General features: G+C 69.2%; 21 protein-coding genes, 1 tRNA gene and 2 pseudogenes. 8 read left to right on the top strand and 16 right to left on the bottom strand.

The annotated features are described in order from the left end of the window. Positions 1 to 9 precede the first annotated feature (9 nt). Together EAO76_RS46195 and EAO76_RS14610 are read right to left on the bottom strand one after the other, a co-directional pair. The gene (locus EAO76_RS46195; RefSeq protein ID WP_262375469.1) at positions 10 to 267 is read right to left on the bottom strand and encodes a hypothetical protein; all 258 of its coding nucleotides are present in this window, start codon (positions 265 to 267) and stop codon (positions 10 to 12) included. A gap of 257 nt (positions 268 to 524) precedes the next feature. Then, entirely contained in the window at positions 525 to 887 is a 363-nt protein-coding gene (locus tag EAO76_RS14610) for a hypothetical protein (RefSeq protein ID WP_148836377.1), read from the bottom strand. 953 nt (positions 888 to 1,840) lie between these two features. On the opposite strand from EAO76_RS14610, the gene EAO76_RS14595 reads away from it, so the two are divergent. Further along, complete coding sequence (locus EAO76_RS14595) at positions 1,841 to 2,440, top strand: hypothetical protein (RefSeq protein ID WP_148836376.1); 600 nt, start codon at positions 1,841 to 1,843, stop codon at positions 2,438 to 2,440. 711 nt (positions 2,441 to 3,151) lie between these two features. Here EAO76_RS14595 and EAO76_RS14590 read toward each other — a convergent pair. Next, positions 3,152 to 3,730: a TetR/AcrR family transcriptional regulator gene (locus EAO76_RS14590; protein WP_148836375.1), complete on the bottom strand. Its 579-nt coding sequence runs from the start codon at positions 3,728 to 3,730 to the stop codon at positions 3,152 to 3,154. A gap of 165 nt (positions 3,731 to 3,895) precedes the next feature. Here EAO76_RS14590 and EAO76_RS14585 point away from each other — a divergent pair, with 165 nt between their 5' ends. Next, complete coding sequence (locus EAO76_RS14585; protein WP_148836374.1) at positions 3,896 to 5,425, top strand: MFS transporter; 1,530 nt, start codon at positions 3,896 to 3,898, stop codon at positions 5,423 to 5,425. Between the two features lie 1,078 nt (positions 5,426 to 6,503). On the opposite strand, the pseudogene EAO76_RS46190 reads toward EAO76_RS14585, so the two are convergent. After that, positions 6,504 to 6,719, bottom strand: a pseudogene (locus EAO76_RS46190) (DUF5994 family protein); the annotation flags it as partial. A gap of 225 nt (positions 6,720 to 6,944) precedes the next feature. Then, positions 6,945 to 7,151: a hypothetical protein gene (locus EAO76_RS14570; protein WP_262375468.1), complete on the bottom strand. Its 207-nt coding sequence runs from the start codon at positions 7,149 to 7,151 to the stop codon at positions 6,945 to 6,947. Between the two features lie 712 nt (positions 7,152 to 7,863). On the opposite strand from EAO76_RS14570, the gene EAO76_RS14565 reads away from it, so the two are divergent. Then, complete coding sequence (locus tag EAO76_RS14565; RefSeq protein WP_148836372.1) at positions 7,864 to 8,994, top strand: site-2 protease family protein; 1,131 nt, start codon at positions 7,864 to 7,866, stop codon at positions 8,992 to 8,994. Between the two features lie 573 nt (positions 8,995 to 9,567). Here EAO76_RS14565 and EAO76_RS14560 read toward each other — a convergent pair. The 4 genes from EAO76_RS14560 to EAO76_RS14545 all read right to left on the bottom strand — a co-directional run bounded on the left by EAO76_RS14560 (position 9,568) and on the right by EAO76_RS14545 (position 11,045). Next, complete coding sequence (locus EAO76_RS14560) at positions 9,568 to 9,840, bottom strand: hypothetical protein (RefSeq protein ID WP_148836371.1); 273 nt, start codon at positions 9,838 to 9,840, stop codon at positions 9,568 to 9,570. A 38-nt stretch (positions 9,841 to 9,878) separates the two neighbouring features. After that, complete coding sequence (locus EAO76_RS14555) at positions 9,879 to 10,145, bottom strand: hypothetical protein (protein ID WP_148836370.1); 267 nt, start codon at positions 10,143 to 10,145, stop codon at positions 9,879 to 9,881. Positions 10,146 to 10,246: 101 nt separating this feature from the next. Then, positions 10,247 to 10,462 carry a hypothetical protein gene (locus EAO76_RS14550; RefSeq protein ID WP_148836369.1) on the bottom strand — a complete coding sequence of 72 codons (216 nt, stop codon included), beginning with the start codon at positions 10,460 to 10,462 and terminating at the stop codon, positions 10,247 to 10,249. Between the two features lie 4 nt (positions 10,463 to 10,466). Beyond that, positions 10,467 to 11,045 (bottom strand): DUF5994 family protein, encoded by a 579-nt coding sequence (locus tag EAO76_RS14545; protein WP_148836368.1) that lies wholly within the window; start codon positions 11,043 to 11,045, stop codon positions 10,467 to 10,469. Between the two features lie 280 nt (positions 11,046 to 11,325). On the opposite strand from EAO76_RS14545, the gene EAO76_RS14540 reads away from it, so the two are divergent. Continuing rightward, the gene (locus EAO76_RS14540; RefSeq protein WP_148836367.1) at positions 11,326 to 11,820 is read left to right on the top strand and encodes a DUF5994 family protein; all 495 of its coding nucleotides are present in this window, start codon (positions 11,326 to 11,328) and stop codon (positions 11,818 to 11,820) included. A 12-nt stretch (positions 11,821 to 11,832) separates the two neighbouring features. Here EAO76_RS14540 and EAO76_RS14535 read toward each other — a convergent pair. The 4 genes and pseudogenes from EAO76_RS14535 to EAO76_RS14520 all read right to left on the bottom strand — a co-directional run. Then, positions 11,833 to 12,210: pseudogene (locus tag EAO76_RS14535) on the bottom strand (PP2C family protein-serine/threonine phosphatase); the annotation flags it as partial. 34 nt (positions 12,211 to 12,244) lie between these two features. Continuing rightward, a complete protein-coding gene (locus tag EAO76_RS14530) occupies positions 12,245 to 12,793 on the bottom strand; it encodes a DUF5994 family protein (protein WP_148836366.1) in 549 nt (182 codons plus the stop codon). A gap of 192 nt (positions 12,794 to 12,985) precedes the next feature. Continuing rightward, a complete protein-coding gene (locus EAO76_RS14525) occupies positions 12,986 to 14,191 on the bottom strand; it encodes a PP2C family protein-serine/threonine phosphatase (RefSeq protein WP_148836365.1) in 1,206 nt (401 codons plus the stop codon). Between the two features lie 139 nt (positions 14,192 to 14,330). Next, positions 14,331 to 14,603 carry a hypothetical protein gene (locus EAO76_RS14520; protein WP_148836364.1) on the bottom strand — a complete coding sequence of 91 codons (273 nt, stop codon included), beginning with the start codon at positions 14,601 to 14,603 and terminating at the stop codon, positions 14,331 to 14,333. A gap of 241 nt (positions 14,604 to 14,844) precedes the next feature. Here EAO76_RS14520 and EAO76_RS14515 point away from each other — a divergent pair, with 241 nt between their 5' ends. Both EAO76_RS14515 and EAO76_RS44540 read left to right on the top strand, forming a co-directional pair. Continuing rightward, positions 14,845 to 15,357 carry a DUF5994 family protein gene (locus EAO76_RS14515; protein ID WP_148836363.1) on the top strand — a complete coding sequence of 171 codons (513 nt, stop codon included), beginning with the start codon at positions 14,845 to 14,847 and terminating at the stop codon, positions 15,355 to 15,357. Positions 15,358 to 15,807: 450 nt separating this feature from the next. Further along, positions 15,808 to 15,975 (top strand): hypothetical protein, encoded by a 168-nt coding sequence (locus tag EAO76_RS44540; protein WP_187438621.1) that lies wholly within the window; start codon positions 15,808 to 15,810, stop codon positions 15,973 to 15,975. A 54-nt stretch (positions 15,976 to 16,029) separates the two neighbouring features. Here EAO76_RS44540 and EAO76_RS14505 read toward each other — a convergent pair. Further along, positions 16,030 to 16,100 (bottom strand) — tRNA-Gly (locus EAO76_RS14505). A 465-nt stretch (positions 16,101 to 16,565) separates the two neighbouring features. Between EAO76_RS14505 and dcd the strand changes: the two genes are divergently transcribed. Together dcd and EAO76_RS14495 are read left to right on the top strand one after the other, a co-directional pair. Continuing rightward, complete coding sequence (dcd, locus tag EAO76_RS14500) at positions 16,566 to 17,141, top strand: dCTP deaminase (protein WP_148836362.1); 576 nt, start codon at positions 16,566 to 16,568, stop codon at positions 17,139 to 17,141. Between the two features lie 6 nt (positions 17,142 to 17,147). Beyond that, complete coding sequence (locus EAO76_RS14495; protein WP_187438620.1) at positions 17,148 to 17,663, top strand: phosphoribosyltransferase; 516 nt, start codon at positions 17,148 to 17,150, stop codon at positions 17,661 to 17,663. Between the two features lie 123 nt (positions 17,664 to 17,786). Here the strand turns inward: EAO76_RS14495 and EAO76_RS14490 are convergent, their stop codons facing one another. Further along, on the bottom strand, positions 17,787 to 18,761 hold the full coding sequence (locus EAO76_RS14490) for a Yip1 family protein (protein ID WP_148836361.1): 975 nt from the start codon (positions 18,759 to 18,761) through the stop codon (positions 17,787 to 17,789). Positions 18,762 to 18,943: 182 nt separating this feature from the next. Further along, the gene (locus tag EAO76_RS14485) at positions 18,944 to 21,211 is read right to left on the bottom strand and encodes a (Fe-S)-binding protein (RefSeq protein ID WP_148836360.1); all 2,268 of its coding nucleotides are present in this window, start codon (positions 21,209 to 21,211) and stop codon (positions 18,944 to 18,946) included. Between the last annotated feature and the right edge of the window lie 50 nt (positions 21,212 to 21,261).

Here is a 21,261-nt window from a genome sequence, read left to right as displayed (position 1 = left end):
GCCACCACCTCATCGTGTCGTGATCGAATCGACTGCGCCGAGGTCTCGGCGCATCACGTTGCGGAGCTCGATCACCACCGCGTCGAACCTGTCCTCAAGGTCTGCGTAAGCCGGACTGTCGACCGTGGCCCCTTCCACGAGCAGGTCTCGCGTATCCCTCAGCACCACGAACGCGGAGCGCGCGGCATCCACGACTTCCCGCGGAGCGATGATGGCCAACTGGTGGCGGATCTCGTACGCCCCGGGCGCCAGGAACAGCTCACGCACCCTTTGAGAGCGCTCCTCCGGGGGGGATGTTCATCTGCGCGCACTCGTTGAGGGCGGTTCGTATCCGCGACAGCGCGGCGGTGTAGTCGGCGTACATCTGCCTCCGCACGTCGAGATTCTGCCCGGCCCGCTCCCTGCGCCACCGGAAACGATCGGTGAGCAGTGTCGAACCCACTCCGATCACCGCACCGAGTGCCGTGCTGACTGGCGATATCCACTCCATGCCAGGGGAGACCAGAGCCTTCGGCCATCTTCGTTCAGCCGATGTCCGGCTCGGTCGAAACCTTGGTGACGAGAGCCGAACTCGCGCTCCGAGCCCGGGAAACGGTGTTGCCCGGTGGGATCGCCGGCCATCCGAACTGCGGGAACGCCCTCATGGGCAGGCTCTCCACCGCCAAGCAGTCGGCCACTCCACCCAGTCGCGCCTGAAGCCCGCTCAGGTCGAAGGAACCGCGGGCATGGCGCCGTCCGAGCTCTTCGAGTACGACGTGGCCACAGCGGTTCGCGGTGACGGTCGGACGTGCGGACAGCGGGTCCGTCTCCAGGGCCTCCATGTGCCATTCTCGCCGCTCCAGTCCGGTGCGCACGACGGCAACGACGTCCTCCACGTCCTTGGCCACGAGGTACTTCCCCAAGGCGGTGCGGACCGGGTCGGGTACCCGGCCGAGCACTGCATCGGCGAGGGCCGGCCCCGTTCGTCGCTGATGTCGGGCGCCTTGAGCCCGTTCCCCTCCGCTTCGCCGCAGTGTCGGCCCTCATCCGGAAAAGGGTTTCGAATTCCACACCCGGCCGACCGGGCGGCAGCGGCTGCTCCGGCGTGTCATTGAACAAATGATCGCGTATGTCGCGAAGGTGTGCTTGGGGTGTTCCCCCGTCGGGGAATTCGATATCGGTCAGTCGCTCGTATTCGGCCGGCCCGAAGGGGTCGTCTGAAACGATCTCCTCGAATCCCGTACGGATCAAATCCGCGTAGGAATCGCTGAAGCTCAACAAAGTGGGCTTCGGGTCGCCATTCGCCTCATGTCCTCGCTCAGGGTCCAGGTTCAATCCGGTGAAATCCCTGAAACGTGCGCCCAGTGAAATCTCCTCTGCGGATGCCGACCGGAGATCGGGTTGGCGGGCATGGTGTACAGGCGGTACTGCCCGTCGGGGAGAACTCGGTATACGGGTACGATGGTTGTGTCCTCGAAGTCCACTGGCCTGAACTCGTTCAGGTTGGCGGGGTCGCGGTGTTTGACGCCGCGCCGATCCGTCAGGGGGTACGGGGCGACCCTTGGCCCGCGCGGTCCTCTCGTCGGATATCCGGCCGGCTCGACCCCGGTGACCGGCGTCTTTGCTGAAATCGGTGCCGAAGCGGGACGGTGCCTCCCGGGCGTCTCCGTATTTCTCCGTGAGTGCTGCGTTTCCTCGGTGGTGCAGGGGGGAGTTGTTCGCTGCTCTCCCGGGAGGAACTGCTTGCGGGGTGGCTGCTGTTGCCTTGAATGCGAGGCCATGCGCAATGGGGATTGGGTGATCCTTTTCGTGGTAGAGTCTCAATGAATTCACAGGGCGCCACGATTAAAAGGGGAATGGCGTGAACACCGAGAAGGTTACGGCTCGACGTCTTACGGCCGAGGAGATTTCAGGGTTGGGTCCCCGGGACGGAATCTTCGTCTCGGCGGGGACGGATGGCCTTCCTCTCGACTGCTATGCTCCGGCTTTTCTCACGGAGCCGGGCAAAAATTTCGAGGGAGGGTCCTTCGTCGCGAGGACGGTTTTCGGCGAGGAGGTTCACGTCCTCCCGGACAATGCCGAAGAGGCAGGGATCTGGATTGCTGACAAGGCGGGGCAGGAGATCGAGGTTCTCCAGAGTGCCGGCGTCCTCCTGAACCTCGCCCTCTTCGTGCCCAGCGGGAACAAGGAATCACTGGAGTCGCTCTACTCCGCCGCGCGGGAAGCGTTCGGCGCGGGAGTCGTTCAGCGCTGGAGCGAGGAAGTCGTCGCGGTGCCGGACGTCAAGGTCGACCTGTACGAGGAGCCGGCCCGGGCGCGGAAGAACGCGAACAGCCAGAACCGCGATCGTCGCGCCCTGGACATCTACCCGACCCGCGTGCGGTTCCTGGAGCCCAGCGAGGGCTGGAAGTTCATTGTCGAGCCGCACAAGGAGATCGTCGACGACACACCGACGATCTGACCTGACGGCGGCCTGGAGACCACGCCGGATGCACAGTCCCACTTCCGGTGACGGTTTCAAGAGGGCGTAGCAACCCGCTGGTCAAGCGGCTGTTGTCGGCGGTGCGGTCAGACGCCCGGCTGGAGTTTTCCAGCCGGGCGTTCTGCGTGTGCGTGAGTCGGATTCCGCAGCGACGGCGTCCGGGAGTCGTGGCACCGGGGACGACGGTCGGGGCGAAGGCGGCGGGGACGGCAGTCCGGTCCACAACCACCGGGATGCCTCGGGCCGGCTCCGCCCGACGGCCAAACACACATTGTCGTCCGGCAATCGATCACGATCTCCGCACTCGCGGCAGTTCACGTACGCACGGCTTCCTCCGTGTACGGGTGAACGCCCAGCCGGTTCCGGACCGGGACAGCCGCGTCGGCCCGCCGCCGGCCCGGAGAAGCCGCGGACAAGAGCGGGTGACGAGAACCGAACTCGCGCTCCGAGCTCGGTAATCACTCGGAATTCAGGCGCAGATATGCCACCTGGCCTGTGGGAACAGGCTGATGCCGGCCGGGCCCGAATGTCGTGTCGGCACCCGTTCCGACCGCTCTTCACCACCGCTGCCGGCGCGTTGCGGCACGGCCGCAGCCGGTGCGGCCCGCAGATCGCCGCCTGGCGGGTGACGTGGAAACCGGGCTCCGTACCGGCTGCGTCCGTTTCGGACGTGTGGGGTGCTGGGGCGCCTCATGCCCCCGGATGGTTCAGGGTGCGCACGAACTGCTCCGCGAGCTGCTCGGTGTCGATCTCGTCCGCACTGCGCCCGGACAGGATGTGGAAGAAGGGCGGACCGATCAGGAGCGCGGTCGCCTGTTCGAGCGAGAGGGTGGTGCCGCTCGACTTCCGCGCCGCCTCCACGACCTCTGCCGCGCTTTCCCCGAGGATGTCGCGGGAGGCGAGCAGCGCGGCGACGTCCGCGTCGTGCTGGGCTTCCCCCATGAGGGCGCGGTAGGCGGTGCCCGCGTGGGAGCGGGACAAGAAGGTGACGAGCGCGTCGAGATACGCCTTGAGGTCCTCGCGGGGGTCGTCGCCGACGGGCACGGACAGTTCGTGCCGGGCGTCGATGGCGCTGGCCTCATAGAGGACTTCCGCCTTGTTCGACCACCAGCGGTACACGGTCTGACGGCCCACGCCCGCCCGCTCGGCGATGCCCTTCATGGTCAGGGCCGCGTAACCGACTTCGACCAGAAGGTCGTCGACGGCGTGCAGCACGGCGGCACGTGCGCTTTCGCTGCGGGGCCGTCCGCGGCCACTTCCATCCACCATGCCGCCACTCTATACGAGGCACGGTGTCTCGCATGTGCTACCTTTACGGTGCACGGTGACTCGTAAATGAATGTCCGGCCTTCGCCCGCCCGGTCCCGGGAAGGGCCTGCCGGGCGGTGTCCGGCCGTGCTCCGTGTACTGCAATCCCAGAAGGAATCGAGAGCAATGGCTCCCATACCGGAGGGCGCCCCGCGCCCGGCGCGGCGGTCCGGCCCGGTACTCGCCTGCGTGAGCGTGTGTACTGCCCTGGTCGTCGGATTCGTTGCGGCGATCAACCTGGCAGTGCCGCAGCTGGCCGCGAGTTCACTGAAACCGACCTCGTCGAACCTGCTGTGGATCGTCGACGCCTATGTCGTGATCTTCGCCTGCCTGGTCATCCCCGCCGGTGCGGCCGGCGACAAGCTCGGCCGCAAGGGCGTCCTCATGGCGGGGCTCGGAGTATTCGCGTTCGGCGCCGTTGTGTCGGCCATGGCGCCGAACGTGGCGATCATGCTGATCGGGCGCGCCATCACGGGCCTCGGCGCCGCGTGCGTCCTGCCCAACTGCGTCGGCGTCCTCCTGCACGCCACCGCCCCCGAGCGGCGCCCTCACGCGCTGGCCGTCTGGGCGGCGGCCACCGGTATCGGCGGTGTCGTCGGCAACGTCGGAGGCGGCGCGGTGCTGAGCACGGGCTCCTGGCGCACGTTGTTCGAGGCGGTCGCCCTCATCGCGGCCTGCTGCCTGGCGTGGGTGGCACGGTCCGCGCCGCGCAGCGCTCGGCTCGAACGCACCCTCGACCTGCCCGGCACGCTGTTGTTCGTGGCGGCCTTCGTGGCACTGCTGATCGGAATCATCGAAGGGCCCGAACTGGGCTGGGACAGCACGGTCGTCCTCATCGCCTTCGCCTGCAGCGTTCTGCTGAGCCTGTGCTGGGTGCGTGTCGAGCTGCGCGTCCCCCATCCCATGCTCGACCCGCGGCTGTTCCGCAGCGTGGCGCTCAGCAGCGCGAGCCTCGGCATGACCCTCACGTTCTTCGGAAGCTTCGGGCTCTTCTACGTCAACGCCTCACTCCTGCAATACGGGCGCGGCTTCTCCGTCCTGCAGGCAGGGCTCGGGGTCATCCCGCTGACCGTCCCGCTCCTGGTGGGCACCCGATACGTTCCCGGGCTCATCCGCCGCATCGGCATCCCCGCGACACTCTCCGCGGCCTTCGCGCTCACCGGCGCCGGCCTGCTCGGCCTCTCGTACGCCTCGACCATGGCCTACCCCGTGTACGCGGCCGGTCTGTTCGTCATCGGGCTCGGCATCATGCTGGCCGCGCCCTGCCTGACCGCTCAGATCGCTTCGGCCCTGCCCGTGGAGAGGGCGGGCATCACCGGAGGTCTGCAGTCCGCGACCCGCGAACTGGGCAGCGCTCTGGGGGTGGCTGTCGTCGGCACCATCCTCACGGCCGGGTTCACGCACCACCTGCCCGCCGACCTGAGCCGACACGCGCCGCTCCCGCGTACGGTGCAGGAAGCGCTCACACTGGCCCCGGCCGACCACACCGCCGTCACCGAAGCGTTCACCCACGGCGCCAACACCGCGCTGCGCGCCGCGGCCCTCGTCGTGCTCCTGGCCGGAACCCTGGTCGTCGCCGGCGCCCGCCGCGCCCACCGGACCGCCCCGCAGCAGCCGGGGGGCCTCACATCACCTGACTCGGCGCCGGCCTCGTGATCAGGGCACACCCACCACCAGCGCGCAGGAGGACAAGCTCACGCGTGCATTTGTCGCCGGAGCGACCGGTCGGATCCGCCGTTGTCGACGAACCCATCTCGGCGGGCCACCGGACCACCGGACCACCGATCCGGCCCGATCCGGCCCGATCCGGCCCGATCCGACCGGCCCGGTCCGACCGGCCCGAGCAGGCTCTCGCGGCCAAGGGCGCCCGCGTCGTCCGCGGTGACCTGGACGATCTCGCCCCGCTGCGGCAGGCGACCGGGGGACGTCCACTTCCTCACTGCGGCTGCCCACGAGCAGGGAGCCTCCGGCCGTATCGGCGACGGCTCCGCCGCCCGGCCGGTGGCGCACCGCGTCGATGCTGCCCGCCCCACCCGCCTCGGCATGCAGCAGGCACCCGCAGGGACGCGCCTCCCCGTCGTCGCCGAGGAGGCCGCCACCACCAAGACGATCGCGAGTCGACCGGCAGCGGCCTCGGCCTGCCGGTCGCCTCCGTCACCCCAGGACGCCGAAGCCCATTTCGGCTCCGTCGGCAGCTTCTTCGCCTCCACCACGACCGCGTCCAGCAGTTCCTCTCCTGGGAGCCCACCGAGCCATCCCTGCTCGCGGACGTCGACGCAGGTGCCTGCACGGCCTGACGAGACAGCCCGGCGCGGACGCGGGAGAACGGCCCGCAGGGGCCGCCCTCCCGCACCCACCCGCATTCCCCGTTGAGAACGGCCCCGAGATCAGCTGCCGCCTCTGCTCAAGCCCCCTCCGGACAACAAGAAAGGCCCGGGTCAATGACCTGGGCCTTAGCCGTGGAGCGGGTGACGAGAATCGAACTCGCGCTCTGAGCTTGGGAATCACTTGGCACTTGGGTCGGCAAAGGGCTCTGACCTGCGGGAATGATGTCTAGCGGCCCGTTCTTGGCCGTCTCTTCCGCCCTCTTGTTCACCGCTGCGTACCGGCCCTACTGGCACGTTGTGGCACGACGGCGGGTCATCCACGCCACTCGGCCAGGACGAGCGTGGCGTCGTCGGAGGTGGCATTGCCGCGGGCCCGTCTGAGCGTGTGGGACAGGTCGCGTGCCACCGGTGAACCAGCCCACGTGCAGCGCGCACCCGTCCACGGCAACCGTGTGCGGTACGACGGGCCAGCGGATGGGATTCACGGTGACGCGGGTGACGCGACCCCAGGGGTCCTCCAGGGCGGTGGCGAGCGGTGGGAGCTCGGCTTCGAGGTCGCGGGAGCAGGGCCACCAGGCCCCGTCCAACTGGCCGGCGAGCGTGGCCTTCGGGGTGAGGGACAAGCGGGCCGGGAACTCTGCGGCGAGGTCGCCGGGCGCGGTCCGGTCGAGAGTGCCTCAGGACAGCGCCGCCGATGCGGAAGGCTGCCCCCCGAATTCACGGCGGCCGAGCCGAGAGCGCGGCGTCACCGCGGTGGGCGGCCCGGTCTCCTTGGCGTCGGGCGGGATGCGACAGAGCCCGGCCGGAGTGTTGCGTACCGGCCGGGCTCCGGGCGTGCGGTGCCCTGGTCAGAGCCCCTCGTCGTGCAGGTCCTCTTCGCGCAGCAGGTCGTCCTCGCGGCGGCGCGAGCTCTCCTTCTGCCCGGACTTCCGTTCCTGTTCACGTGCCTGCCTGCCCGGTCGGGGCTGCGCGGGGTCTCCGGGGCGATGGTGTTCCTGCGCCTCGCGGCTCCGGCCCTTGCCCGGCTCCTGATGCTTGTCCTGCGTACCGGCCATGACGGCGCTCCTCTTGATGCGTGGGGGTACGGATTCCTCTCGGATCACGCTGCCACGCACAGCGAAGGTCCGCATGATGGCGACTGCGAAGCGAGGCACACGGATGACGCCCCGCCTGTCGGCCTCACAGCAGAGGGCGACTGACGGCAGCGAATCGGAATTTTGAGTGGCGTCCAGAACCAACCCGACTCGTCACGAGGGCACTTGTGGCACACGAGGGCACGCGGGCCCCAAGGGGTATGGACAGCAAACGGGCCTCAGGCATGTGACCTGGGGCTTTGCAGTGGAGCGGGTGACGAGAATCGAACTCGCGCTCTGAGCTTGGGAATCAACCAGCGCGTGATCGCCAGACATGTTCCTGAGCAGCGGAAACGCTGCACAGGTGTGTTGCTGGCCGATGGCCGGACGGTGCCCTGTGGTGACCGCTTTTCTTCTACGAATGGCACGTAGGGGCACACGGGGTGTGTCGGATCGGCTGGAACCGTGCGTCTGGGTTCGGAGGGGACGAGGGGCGGCTGACGTACCCGGATCCGGAATGGGCGGGCGGGCTTTTCGGGCAGTTCGCCGGTCAGCAAGCCCGTTCCGGGCCCTGGGCGACTGCGGGAGATTCCGAGAGCGACAATTGTGGGTAGGTGCCGTGCTGGTCGGTCCATGGAGTCGGGTCGCGAGGTCCTGTCCGGTGGACCGGGTGCCGAGCCGGCGGGAGACGACGATGAACGGCTCGGTCCGTGTCGGACAAGTTGTCGGGGTACCACTGCGGATGCACTGGAGCGTGCCGCTGCTGGTCGTTCTGTTCGCATACGGTCTTGGCCGCCAGACCCTCCCCGCATGGACTCCGGGGCGCTCGGATGCGGTTTACACCTTCGCCAGTGCAGTGGGGGCTGTGCTGCTCATGGGCAGCCTCCTGCTCCACGAGACGGCACACGCTGCGATTGCCCGCAGGAAGAAGATCGCGGTACAGGATGTGACGCTGTGGGCGCTGGGCGGGATGACCCGGATGGGGCGACCGCCGACGGCCGCGGTGGCTTTCGCAGTGGCGATCAGCGGGCCGCTCACCAGCCTGGCCATCGGAAGCGTCGCGCTCGGAGCGGGAATCGGGCTGCACGCGATGTCCGGCTGGGCGGTGCCCGCCGCCGTTCTGGTGTGGCTCGGGTGGGCGAACCTGTTCCTGGGCGCATTCAATCTTCTTCCCGCTGCGCCGCTCGACGGCGGAAGGGTGGTGCAGGCGCTGTTGTGGTGGCGCACCGGAGACCGGGAACGTGCGGATCGGGCGGCCTCCCGAAGCGGTCAGGTCGTGGGCGGGCTGCTGATGGCCTTCGGCTGGATCTCCTTCCTGCGCGGGCCGCCGGGCGGGCTGTGGCTCGTCTTCGTCGGTCTCTTCATCACGGTCGTCGCCGGCGCCGAACGGCAGCGCGCCGTGATCCACACGGCGCTGCGGGGCATCAAGGTCGCCGATGCCATGTCCAGCCCGGTGACCACCGGCGCCGACTGGCTGACCATCCGGCATTTCATCGACGAGGTGGCAGTGAGCTCCCGCCATTCCGCCGTGCCGCTGTTCGATTTCGAAGGCCGTCCCAGCGGGATCGTTCAGATACGCAAGCTTGCCCGGATACCGGGAGCGCGCCAGGAGGCGTTGCGCGTGCGCGAGGTGGCGATCCCGCTGTCACAGTGCGCGGTTGCCGCCCCGAGTGATCTTCTGAGTGAGGCTCTCGACAAGCTCCGCCCGGGCACTGGCATGCGCATTCTCGTCGTGGACGGGCACCATCTGGTGGGGATCGTCACCGCGAAGGACATTTCACGGCTGACCCGGCAGCACGCGCTGGGGGGCCGAGGGACGGACTGAGCCCGGCGCGACCTCGTAGCAGAAGCCCGCTCCGATTGTCAGGGCCGTCCGTGCCGGAAGTGCACGAACCAGTTCTGGGCTGCAGTCCGGCAGGGTGAAACCATCTGAACGGAACACTCTGCGCCGCTGCCGACGTCCACGTCTACGCGTACGGGACCGCCGCACAGGACGCGGTCGGCGGGGGTCCGCATCGATGTGGGCCCAGGTCGGCCGGCCTCCGTGAGAGGGGTGTCCCGGACCGTGCCCGCCTCCTGGCCCCGGGGCTCCTAGACGCCTTCGCCCCGGAGGGGACCGATCCGCCGGCTGTGAGGCGGCCACATGGCGTCGGGCGCGTGGGCCTTATGGCGGCCGTCGTCGCAACGGCCCCAGCGCATTCACTCCGCCGGGGCCGCCCTTCCGGATCGTCACACGTGAGAGTGCTCGATCCACGTTCAATTGTACGACTGCGGGCCGGACGGACCGGGAGGGGAGAGCGGGCCATCGGGCAGGCCCCGTCCCCCTCGTTCGTGTGCGCGCAAGGGGCCGCACGTGCCGGGCTGAGCGGTGGACGGCTCGGCCCTTGGCCAGTCCGGCTCAGTCGCGTCCTTCTTCTTCGGCCTCCATGCGGCGGATTCCCCGGTGGGTCAGGGAGACCATCGCGGGTGTGTTGCCCGGTTCCCAGTCGACAGTGATCAGGCCCTCGCCGGCGAGGTAAGTGCAGGCGGCGGCCAGGTCTTCCTCCGGGATGCGCAGGTCGTTCCGCAGCTTCCGCCCAGGGACTCCGAGGAGACGGTTGCCTTCGGTGGCTTCGTAGAGGGCGGTCAGGACCCGCTCGCGGTAGATCTGCCGCTCGCGGAGGGTCGCCATGATCGAGTCCTTTCGTGCATGAGAAGGTCCGGTGCTTCTCAGAGGTCGTTGCCGTGGGTGCCGGTGTGCGCGGACGGTCTGCTGTTGGTGAGCCAGGAGAGGGCAGGTCCTGCGGCGGATTCGGTGTTCACGGTGAGGTGGAGCCGAGTGCCGCCTCCGGGAGCGGGGTAGCTGCGCTGTTCCGTTCCGGCGAAGCAGCGGCGGATTGCTTCGGCGACCGCGCGGGCGGCTTCGGGAGTTGCGGCGACGATCCGGATCTCGGCGTGTCCTGTCTGCGGCAGGGGCTCGTTCTCGACGGGGTACAAGGCGGTGTGTTCCCTTCGGGGCGAAGCGAGAGCCGGCGGGTGGGTTGTCCCGGGTGTCGGGCGCCCCACCCGCGGCCTTCGGTCGGAGGAGTGGTCTGAGGTCAGGGCCGGATGTCCGTGAGCCTGCGGCTGGAGGCCTGCCCTGTCGAGCTGTGGTGGCCGTGGCTGTGGCCAGGGGGCCGGCTGATGGCCGGGAAGGGATCGCTGAAGTGGTAAACCGCGATGCGTGCGTTGTGCTGGGCGTTGAGCCGGTGGATCAGGAGCATGCCGAGCGCGATCAGGAGGGCGCCTGCCGCGAGCGTGATCAGGGGCTCCATGTCGTCATCTCCGCGTGTTCCCCGGCAGGGGAATCATCCGCGCGCCAACGACCGGGTGCCGGAGAGGCAGCAGGGCGGACCCGCCATCGGTCTCCCAAGCCTCCTGGCTGCTTCGGGCGTCCCGCATACGGCGGCCGGTCGCGGCTTCGTCAGACATCAGCACACCGGCGGTGAGGACGCTGCCGGGGACGGCGGCGGCGCTCATCAGCCGGGCGGCTGCGGCGGGCTCGGTCTCGGGCGGGACCACCAGCAGATCGCAGCGGCCTGCGGTGCAGGAGAGCAGGATCATCTTGTCGGGATCCTGTTCGGTGAACCAGCCCACGTGCACGATGTGCCCGGTGACGGGAACCTTGTGCGGGACGACGGGCCAGCGGGTGGGATTCACCATGGCGCGCGTCATGCGTCCCCAGCGCCCTTCAAGTGCTTCGACCAGGGACGGAAGCTCGGTGGGCAGGTGCCGCGAGTAGGGCCACCAGGCACCGTCCAACTGGCCGGCGAGGGTGGTCTTCGGAGTCAGGGAAATCCGCGTCGGGAGCGGGGGAACAAGTGCCCGTGCCACTCCGCGTTCGACGGTCGTGGTCATGATGCGGACCCGTCTCCGGGCCGTCCTGCAGGGCGGCCCAGTGTCTTGATCGCCGGAAACGACGTCCGCGTGGGAGCGGGTGTACGAGATACTCCCGGTACTGTCAGCGTACTCCGCCCAGCGGTCGGACGAGCCGCTCTGACCAGGTGATTTCCCACCGGGCACGCCGTCCGGCCGACAGCCGCGGGCATGACCACCGGCATGCGGAGTACATGTGACCACGGCGGTATCTCGCCGGCCGTGAGGTGTCGGCGGCCCCCGCGCAGGCGGGCGGACCATCATGGCCGAATCCGACAGTCCGACCCCTCCCAAGCTCCTTCCGGACGGGGTTCACCGAGCGGTGAATCCCGGCACGGCCCTGCTCCGGCTGCGGACGACGCACTCCCGGGAGTGCGTCCTCGACGGCGCATGGTGGCCCCGCTCCCGGGAAGTCGCGGCCGAGCTGCCCGCCCTGATCCAGGCGCTCACCACGCACCTCGGCCCCGTCACGCGGGTCGGCCTGGACAAGGACGCCCGGGAGGAGGTCCCGACTCGTGTCGTTGTCGACGACCGGGCCGTGCACCTCGACTCCTTCCCCGTCGGTGACGACACCGTCCTCATCACCCGTGGCGACAACGACCACTTCGCCCTCCTGGTGGTGCCCCCGGACACGACACCCGATGCAACACGTGACGCCATGGCCCGTGCGGTCGACGCCGGTAACGTCACCGGGGCCGCCGAGATCCTCGTCGCCACGCTTCCCGAGCGGGTGACCCACCGCCAGGAGTTGGCGTGACACGTCCCTCCGTCATCCTCGCCACTCGACTAGGACGAGCGTGGCGTCGTCCGAAGTGGCTTTGCCGCGTGCCCGCTTGAGGGTGTGGGAGAGATCCCGTGCCGCCGCGCGGACCTGCCGTTCCGCCTTTTCCAGTTGGTTCACCCAGTCGATCAGCTGGTCCTCGCCGAACTCTTCCTGTCCGCTCTCGTGTTCCTCGATCCAGGGTCGTGGGGCTGTCCAGGCGGCCTACGACGTGGTGCCGGCGGATCAGTATGGGGCGGGGTGCCCAGCGTTGACCCACTGGAGGCGGCCGGTGTTTGTGTCCAGCCGCATCATCTGCGCGGTCACGAAGTGGTCGGGCGCGAACTGCTCGGCCACGGCCCGGTCCATGAAGAGGCAGATCTCGGACTGAGGTTCCCCCGAGGTGCGGGGACGGCAGTCGTCACCTCCGCATGCTTTGCGGAAGGTAGATCATGCGCGCGCCTACGACGGGACGGGGCTGCGGGGAGGCCCGGCCTTCCGTCTCCCGGGCGTTCCCACCGGCTCGGGCCTCCCGCAGGCGCCGGCCGATCGTGCTCTCGTCGGACATGAGGGTGCCAGTGGTGTGGAGGTTGCCGGGGGTGGATGCGGCGGCCATCAGGCGTGCGGCGGAGGCGGGTTCGGTCTCGGGGGGAACCACCAGCAGGTCGCAGCGGCCGAGGCCGTACGAGAGCAGGATCATCGTGTCGGGGTCCTGGCCGGTGAACCAGCCGATTTGCACGGCGTATTCGCCGAGGCGGACCTTGTGCGGGGCGACGGGCCAGGGCGCGGGGTTCGCGGTGATGCGCGTGACGCGTCCCCATCGGTCCCGCAACGCATCCACCAGGGACGGCAGCTCGGTGGCGAGGTCGCGTGAGTACGGCCACCAGGCGCCGTCCAGCAGGCCGGCCAGGGAGGTGTGCGGTGTCAGTGCCAGGCGCGCCCGGCGGGTGGGAGCGGTGGTGCTGGTCATGAGACCGGGACCTGTCCCCGGGACGCCCGTGAGCGGCCCGGCGTATCGATCGCCGGGAACGACGTCCGTGTGAGGGCGGGCGTACGACGTGCTCCCGGTACCTTCAACGTACTCCGCGCCGGGGGCGGACGAGGGCGTCGGGCCGGGCCGGTTCTTCCGGTGGGCCGTGCGGCCGGACGCACGGACCCTCCGTCATCCACGCCACTCGACGAGGACGAGGGTGGCGTCGTCGGTGGTTGTCTCGCCGCGGGCCCGTCTGAGCGTGTGGGACAGGTCGCGTGCCACGGCCCGTACGCCCCGGTCGGCCTGGTCCAGTCGATGGAACCAGTCGATCAGCCGGCCCTCGCCGAACTGCTCCTGCCCGCTCTCGTGTTCCTCGATCAGACCGTCGGTGAAGCAGAGGATTCGGTCCCCGGGCATGAGCGCCACCTCGCTGACCTGCGGCTGGGCTCCGCCGAAGCCGACGGGGAGGGTGGTGGGGCTGTCCAGGCGGCGCACGACGCGGTGCGCGCGGATCAGCATGGGGGCGGGGTGTCCGGCGTTGACCCACTGGAGGCGGCCGGTGTCGGTGTCCAGCCGCAGCATCTGTGCGGTGACGAAGTGGTCGGGGGCGAACTGCTCGGCGATGGCCCGGTCCATGAAGAGGTAGATCTCGGACAGCCCGACGCTGGTCCGGCGGGCGTGCCGGTACGCGCCGATGGCGACAGTCGCCATGGTCGCCGCGTCCAGGCCGTGGCCCATGGCATCGATCATGGCGAGGTGGAGGGTGGCCCCGTTCAAGGCGTAGTCGAAGCTGTCGCCGGCCACGTCGTAGGCGGGTTCCAGGACCCCGGCGACCGCGACGCGGGGCATCGTCATGGTGAGCGGCGGCAGGAGCGACCACTGGATCTCGGCGGCGACGCTCATCGGTTCGTCGCGACGGGTGCGGAAGAAGAGGTCGGTGTAGCCATTCTTGGTCTGCATCGTGTCGGCGACCAGGGCCGCGAGCCTGCGCAGGATGCGGCGGGTGTTGTCGTCGACCGAGTCCAGGGTGACGGCCAGGACGCCGGCCTGGTCGCCGCCGTCCAACAACGGCACGTGGACCCGCACCCCGTCGGCCAGCGTCACCTCGACCGGGTGTGCGGTGAGGAAGCACCGGCCGGCCTCCGAACCGTCGATGAGCAGGGGCTCGCTGTCCTTCAGCCCGTCCCCGGCGAGGGGGACCAGCCTCTCCTGCCCGTAGTCCTGGAGCAGGATCTGCACCTCCCGGCCGCCGATCCGGGCGACCGCTCCGACGAGGGCCGGCCCCACCCGGTCGGGCGGCAGTGCGTGAGCGTGGTCCAGGAGTCCGCCCAGCAGCATCTCGCCGAAGCTTTCCGAGCGGTCGGGATTCCGCTTCTCGTACCGTCCGACGGTCATCCGGGCCTCCAGGCGGGCGGCGGGGCGGCGACCGGGGCCGGTCGTCGCCGATGGACCGATCCGGCGGCATCGCGGTGCGGCTTCCAGGATGCTCCGCGGCGGCAGGGGCCGCCACGCACACTCGCCGGCTCCGCTGCTTTCAGGGCTCCTCGGAGTGGGGCCCGGTGCCGCTCGGGGGCCTGCTGGTGGCCAGCCAGGACCGGGCCGGTTCGGCGGGGTGGGCGGTATCGACGGTGAGATGGAGACGGGTGCCTTCGCCGGGGGCGGGGTAGCTGCGCTGCTCGCTTCCCGCGAAGCAGCGACGGAGGACATCGACCACCATGCGGGCGGTGTCCGGGGTGGCGGAGACGATGCGGACCTCGGCGTGCCCAGGCGGCGGCAGGGCTTCTGCTTCTGGCGCGTTGCGGTCCAAGACGACACCGTCCTTTCCCACCGGAGGCCCGCCCGCGAACGAGCCGGAGCGGGGCGGATACACCTCGGTACATCCACCGTACGTCCGACGCCGGTGTCGATCGGTTCCGGAGCAGGGAGCGCCGCGTCCGCGCGACCTCCCGGAGTACGGTGGAAGAACGGGGCCGTCGCCCCGTCCGCCGACCCGGCGTCCGCCGTGGTACCGGCCCGGGCGGCACCACCCGTGGACGGGCAGACCGACCATGACCGACGCAGGCATTCCCCCCACGCCTCCGCGCCTCCTGCCGGACGAGGTCCACCGGGCCGTCGGACCGGGCACCGCGCTGCTCCGGCTGGAGACGACAGGATCCCGGCAGAGCCTCCTCGACGGCGCGTGGTGGCCGCGCTCGCGTGACGTCAAGCGGGAGATCCCGCCGCTGGTCACCGCCCTGACCGAGCACCTCGGGCCCATCACCAGGGTCGGCCTGGACGCCTCCGCCTGGAACGGCATCCCGACCCGCCTGGTCGTCGACGAGCGGGTCGTACACCTCGACTCGTTCCCCGTCGGTGATGACACCATCCTGATCACCCGAGGCGACAACGACCATTTTTCCCTCATGGTCGTTCCGCCGGACACGACGCCCGAGGCCGCCCGCACGGCCATGGCCCGTGCCGTCCATTCCGGCAACGTCACCCAGGCCGCCGAGATCCTCCTCGCCGCGCTCTCCCACCCCGCGGCCCCACCGGACGGGGACGCCAACCGCCGGAGCGGGTGAGGCGGACCATGGCGCGGTAGAGGGCGGTGGGTGCGGGGGCGTCGGGGCGGATGGCGCTTGCCCGGGATCGGGCGGCGGTACTGAGCCTTTTCCGACCTGATGGTGCCGGCCGCGTGCTGGACGGATCTGCGGAACGACGAAGCTCGTGGTGGACGGGTTCTCGACCGAGATCGCTCGCAGCCACCAGGAGCTTCGCGTGCTTGTCCACCCTTCCCCGAGCTCTCGGCTTCGCTCGAGCGGGGGAGGCCCCATTCGATCGGCCTGTCCAGTCGCACCCTGCGGTGCCCGACCGGACGACTTGCTGTCCGGCGAGGGGAGATCGGGCCCCGGTGGCGGCGCTTCACCGCCGACCGTCAGGCTCTCCTCGCCCCGGCCCATCTGCGACGCGGTGACACCTGCGCCCGGCTCGCCGCCGGGTTCGGTATCGGCATCGCGACCCCATACCGCTGCATGCGCGAGGCCGTCGAAGCACTCACCGAGACCGGCCTCAAGTGCTGGGCCGACAAGGCGTACCAGGGCGCCGACGGGCTGGACCGGACGGTGCGGACCGCCCGGGAAAGAGCACGCGAGCAGCAACAGAAAGAGGCAGGCGGCGCAGAGGTGGTGCGTGACGCTTAGAGGGGTCTAGACAACAGAGAGAGCCCGGGTCGTTGACCTGGGCTCTCCCTCAAGAGCGGGTGACGAGAATCGAACTCGCGCTCTGAGCTTGGGAAGCTCATGTTCTACCATTAAACTACACCCGCGAAGCGTGCCGACCGAGCGGCTCGTATCGTTCGATACTGTACCCCATGCCAGGTCCCCGGCGTTTGAGCCGTGGGGCCTTTTCGTTGTGGGGAGGGGTGGACGCGGGTTCTGCGGGCGGGAGTTGAGGGCGTAGCGTGGGGGTCGGAGTGCCGCGTGGAGCGGCGTCCCGTTCATCCCCTAATGTGGCGGTCTCGTCCAAGGTTTGTTGGGGAAGGGACTTGATGGACTCCATGGAGCGCACCGTCGTCCGCTGTGCCGAAGGGCACGTTTTCACTACCTCCTCGTTCCCGATGCAGCAGCTCGGGGCCGGGCGGATCGGGCCCGGGCGGCTCATTCGCTGTCCGCGCTGTGCGCGGTTGCGGCATGCCGTGCCCGTGGTGTTCGAGCGGCAGTAGGAGCGGGTGGCAGGCGCGCGGGCGGTCCCTGGGTGGGGAGGGCCCGCGCGTTTTGCGTATCCTCGGGACGTGCTTCTCTCAGACAAGGACATCCGGGCCGAGATCGACGCCGGACGTGTTCGCATTGATCCATTCGACGCGTCGATGGTGCAGCCCTCCAGCATCGATGTGCGGCTCGACCGCTACTTCCGGGTGTTCGAGAACCACCGCTATCCCCACATCGACCCGGCCGTCGAGCAGGCCGATCTGACCCGCATGGTCGAGCCGGACGGGGACGAGGCGTTCATTCTGCATCCCGGTGAGTTCGTGCTCGCCTCGACGTACGAGGTCATCTCGCTGCCCGACGATCTCGCGTCGCGGCTGGAGGGAAAGAGCTCGCTGGGGCGGCTCGGGCTGGTGACGCATTCGACCGCGGGGTTCATCGACCCCGGTTTCTCCGGGCACGTGACCCTGGAGCTCTCGAATCTCGCCACGCTGCCGATAAAGCTGTGGCCGGGGATGAAGATCGGCCAGCTGTGCATGTTCCGGCTGAGCTCGCCCGCGGAGTTCCCGTACGGTTCCGAGCGGTACGGGTCGCGGTACCAGGGCCAGCGCGGGCCGACCGCGTCGCGGTCGTTCACGAATTTCCATCGGACCCAGGTGTGATGCCCCATGACCAGCAGCAATGACGTGGACGACGTGCGGGAGAACCTGACCTACGAGGGGTTCGGCCGTGCCGTGCGGGAGCTGGCGCAGACCATCGCGGACGACGGGTTCGAGCCCGATGTCGTGCTGAGCATCGCCCGCGGCGGGGTGTTCGTCGCCGGCGGGCTCGCCTACGCGCTGGACTGCAAGAACATTCATCTGGTGAACGTCGAGTTCTACACCGGCGTGGGCACCACCCTGGAAATGCCGGTCATGCTGGCGCCCGTTCCGAACGCGATCGACTTCTCGGACAAGAAGGTCCTGATCGCCGACGACGTCGCCGACACCGGGAAGACGCTGAAGCTCGTGCACGACTTCTGCATCGATCATGTCGCCGAGGTGCGCAGCGCGGTCATCTACGAGAAGTCGCATTCGCTCGTGAAGTGCGAATACGTGTGGAAGAAGACCGACCGCTGGATCAATTTCCCGTGGAGCGTGGAGAAGCCCGTCGTGCGGCGCAGCGGGCAGGTTCTCGACGCCTGAGCCGGCGGGGATCCGAAGGAAAGCATCGGTGGGGAAGCCAGGGCCCCCGGCACATTTCGTGTCGGGGGCCTCTTCGGTGCCGGTGCGGCGGAATTCCGTGCGGTGCGGTGGTGGCCGTGTGCGTCAGAGCGTGCCGAGCTTGATGATCGAGACCAGGGCGATCAGCTGGATCGCGGACGCGCCCAGCGCCTTCGGCCACGGCAGGTCGTGCGACTTGCTCACCATCGTGGTGAACAGCGCGGCCGAGGCCAGCCAGGTGACCCAGCCGAGGATCTGGACCAGGGAGTTCTCGCCGCCGAGGAAGAGCGCGAAGATCAGGCGGGGCGCGTCCGTGATCGACATGATCAGCATGGACAGGCCCACGGTCGGCTGCCAGGCGCCGTCGCCGCCGAGCTGGCGGGCGAGCGTGTGGGTGACCGCGCCCAGGACCAGGCCACCGATGACGAAGCCGACGCCCGTGAGGACGACGTAGGGCACCGCCGTGGAGATCGTCGCGTTGATCGCGTCGTCCCGGGCCTGGTCGAAGCCGAAGAGGGCGAGCAGGCCGTACAGGAACGTGACGATCAGCGCCGGGCCCCAGACGGGGTAGTCGCGCATCTGCAGGAACGTCGGCCCCGGGCGCAGCACGATCCCGGAGAGCAGTTCCTTCCAGGGCAGCCGCGGGCCCGTGGGCTGGGCGGGTGCCTGGCCGGCGCGGTAGGTGTCGCCGTCGTTGTAGTTGTAGGGGTCCTCGCCGATGCTGAACGCCCGGGTGTGACCGGGGGCGTCGGCGGCGAACGGGTCGCCCTGCCGGGGGGAACCGTGGGGGTGCTGGGGCGAGTTGTACGGGTCGCCGAAGTACTCCGGCTCCCCGTGGCCGCCCTGGCCGTGACCGGGCTGGGGGGCGCCGGGGTAGCCGTTCCCGTGGTTGCCGTAGCCGCCGTTGCCCGGGGCGCCGTTGTTGTACGGGGGCGGGGCTGCGTTGCCTCCCGCCGGGGGCCAGGGCTGCTGCCCGTACGGCGGCGGTGCCTGTGTGCCGTACGGCTGCTGCCGCGGTTGTTGTTGCCCTTGCTGCGGGGTGCGGTTGTCCCGGCCGCGTCCGATCCTGAATCCAGCCACTCGTCGAACGTACCTGGTCCGCGCGGGTGCGGTCAGAGGGCCTGGGGCCCCTGCCCGCCATTGCGGCCGAGCTGTGACATCCCTTAGGGGGAACCCCGGGCGTCCCGGCGGGGGTTGCCGGAACGCGGAAGCGGCCGGTCCGCTCAGTGGCGGGCCGGCCGCTTCCGCGTACCGCTGTCAGGTCACTTCGCCGGTTCGGGCTCCGGCGCGTCCTCCGACTCGGCCTCCCCGGCCGGGTCGATCGGGGTCTTGACCGAGTCCAGCAGGAGCTGCGAGACGTCGACGACCTGGATCGACTCCTTGGCCTTGCCGTCGTTCTTCTTGCCGTTGACCGAGTCGGTCAGCATGACGAGGCAGAACGGGCAGGCGGTGGAGACGATGTCGGGGTTGAGGGAGAGGGCCTCGTCGACGCGCTCGTTGTTGATGCGCTTGCCGATCCGCTCCTCCATCCACATCCGGGCGCCGCCGGCGCCGCAGCAGAAGCCGCGTTCCTTGTGGCGGTGCATCTCCTGCTGGCGCAGGCCGGGGACCTTGTCCATGATCTCGCGCGGCGGGCTGTAGATCTTGTTGTGACGGCCCAGGTAGCAGGGGTCGTGGTACGTGATCAGGCCCTCGACCGGGGTCACCGGGATCAGCTTGCCCTCGTCGATGAGGTGCTGGAGCAGCTGGGTGTGGTGGATGACCTCGAACTCGCCGCCGAGCTGCGGGTACTCGTTGGCGATGGTGTTGAAGCAGTGCGGGCAGGTCGCGACGATCTTCTTGGCCGACTTCGGCTTCTTCGTCTCCGGCTCGTCGTCGTCCTCGCCGAACGCCATGTTCAGCATCGCGACGTTCTCCTGGCCGAGCTGCTGGAACAGCGGCTCGTTGCCGAGGCGGCGGGCCGAGTCACCGGTGCACTTCTCGTCGCCGCCCATGATCGCGAACTTGACGCCCGCGATGTGCAGGAGCTCCGCGAAGGCCTTGGTGGTCTTCTTGGCCCGGTCCTCCAGGGCGCCGGCGCAGCCGACCCAGTACAGGTAGTCGACCTCGGTGAGGTCCTCGACGTCCTTGCCGACGATCGGGACCTCGAAGTCGACCTCCTTGGTCCACTCCACGCGCTGCTTCTTGGCGAGGCCCCAGGGGTTGCCCTTCTTCTCCAGGTTCTTGAGCATCGTGCCCGCCTCGGACGGGAACGCGGACTCGATCATCACCTGGTAGCGGCGCATGTCGACGATGTGGTCGATGTGCTCGATGTCGACCGGGCACTGCTCGACGCAGGCGCCGCAGGTGGTGCAGGACCACAGGACGTCCGGGTCGATGACGCCGTTCTCCTCGACGGTGCCGATCAGCGGACGCTCGGCCTCGGCCAGCGCGGCCGCGGGGACGTCCTTGAGCTGCTCCGCGGTGGCCTTCTCCTCGCCCTCCATGGTCTTGCCGCCGCCGGCCAGCAGGTACGGGGCCTTGGCGTGCGCGTGGTCGCGCAGCGACATGATCAGGAGCTTGGGGGAGAGCGGCTTGCCGGTGTTCCAGGCGGGGCACTGCGACTGGCAGCGGCCGCACTCGGTGCAGGTGGAGAAGTCGAGGATGCCCTTCCAGGAGAACTGCTCGATCTGTGGGACGCCGAAGACGGCGTCCTCGGCCGGGTCCTCCCAGTCGATCTCCTTGCCGCCCGACGTCATCGGCAGCAGCGCGCCGAGCGCCGTCCCGCCGTCGGCGTTCCGCTTGAACCAGATGTTCGGGAAGGCCAGGAAGCGGTGCCAGGCGACACCCATGTCCTGCTTCAGGGCGACCGTGATCATCCAGATGAAGGAGGTCGCGATCTTCAGGCCGGCGAAGAAGTAGGTGAGGTTCTGGAGGGTGGAGACGTCCATGTCCCCCAGCCAGCTGACGACCGGGTACGAGATGAAGAACGAGGCCTCGTAGCTGTCGACGTGGTGCTGGGCGCCTTCGAGGGCGTGCAGCATGAAGATGCAGACGCCGACGATGAGGATGACGGCCTCGACGAAGTACGCCTGGCCGAAGTTGGACCCGGCGAAGCGGGACTTGCGGCCCGGCTTGCGCGGATGGGCCAGCTGGCGGATGACGATCAGGGTCAGGATGCCGAGCACGGTCATCGTGCCGATGAACTCGACGAAGACGTTGTAAGGCGCCCAGTCGCCGATGATCGGCAGGATCCAGTCGGCCTTGAAGAGCTGGCCGATGGCGTTGACGATCGTCAGCAGCAGGGAGAAGAAGCCCACCGCCACGAACCAGTGCGCGACACCGACGATGCCCCAGCTGTTCATCCGGGTGTGGCCGAGGAACTCCCTGACCACGGTGACGGTGCGCTGTGCGGGCTCGTCCGTGCGGGTGCCCGCGGGCACGTTCTGGCCGAGCCGCATGAAGTTGAAGATCTGCAGGAGGGCGCGGAGGAACAGGGCCACGCCTACCACGATCAGAACCAGCGACACGATGATCGCGGCGAGTTGCATTTGGGGGCTCCTCGGGCCTGCGAGGGTGGAATCCAGTGTCAATGAGCGAG

The organism is Streptomyces sp. sk2.1 (assembly GCF_008120935.1).
In the GTDB taxonomy this organism is placed as follows: domain Bacteria; phylum Actinomycetota; class Actinomycetes; order Streptomycetales; family Streptomycetaceae; genus Streptomyces.
This window is presented reverse-complemented; position numbering and strand designations above follow the sequence as displayed.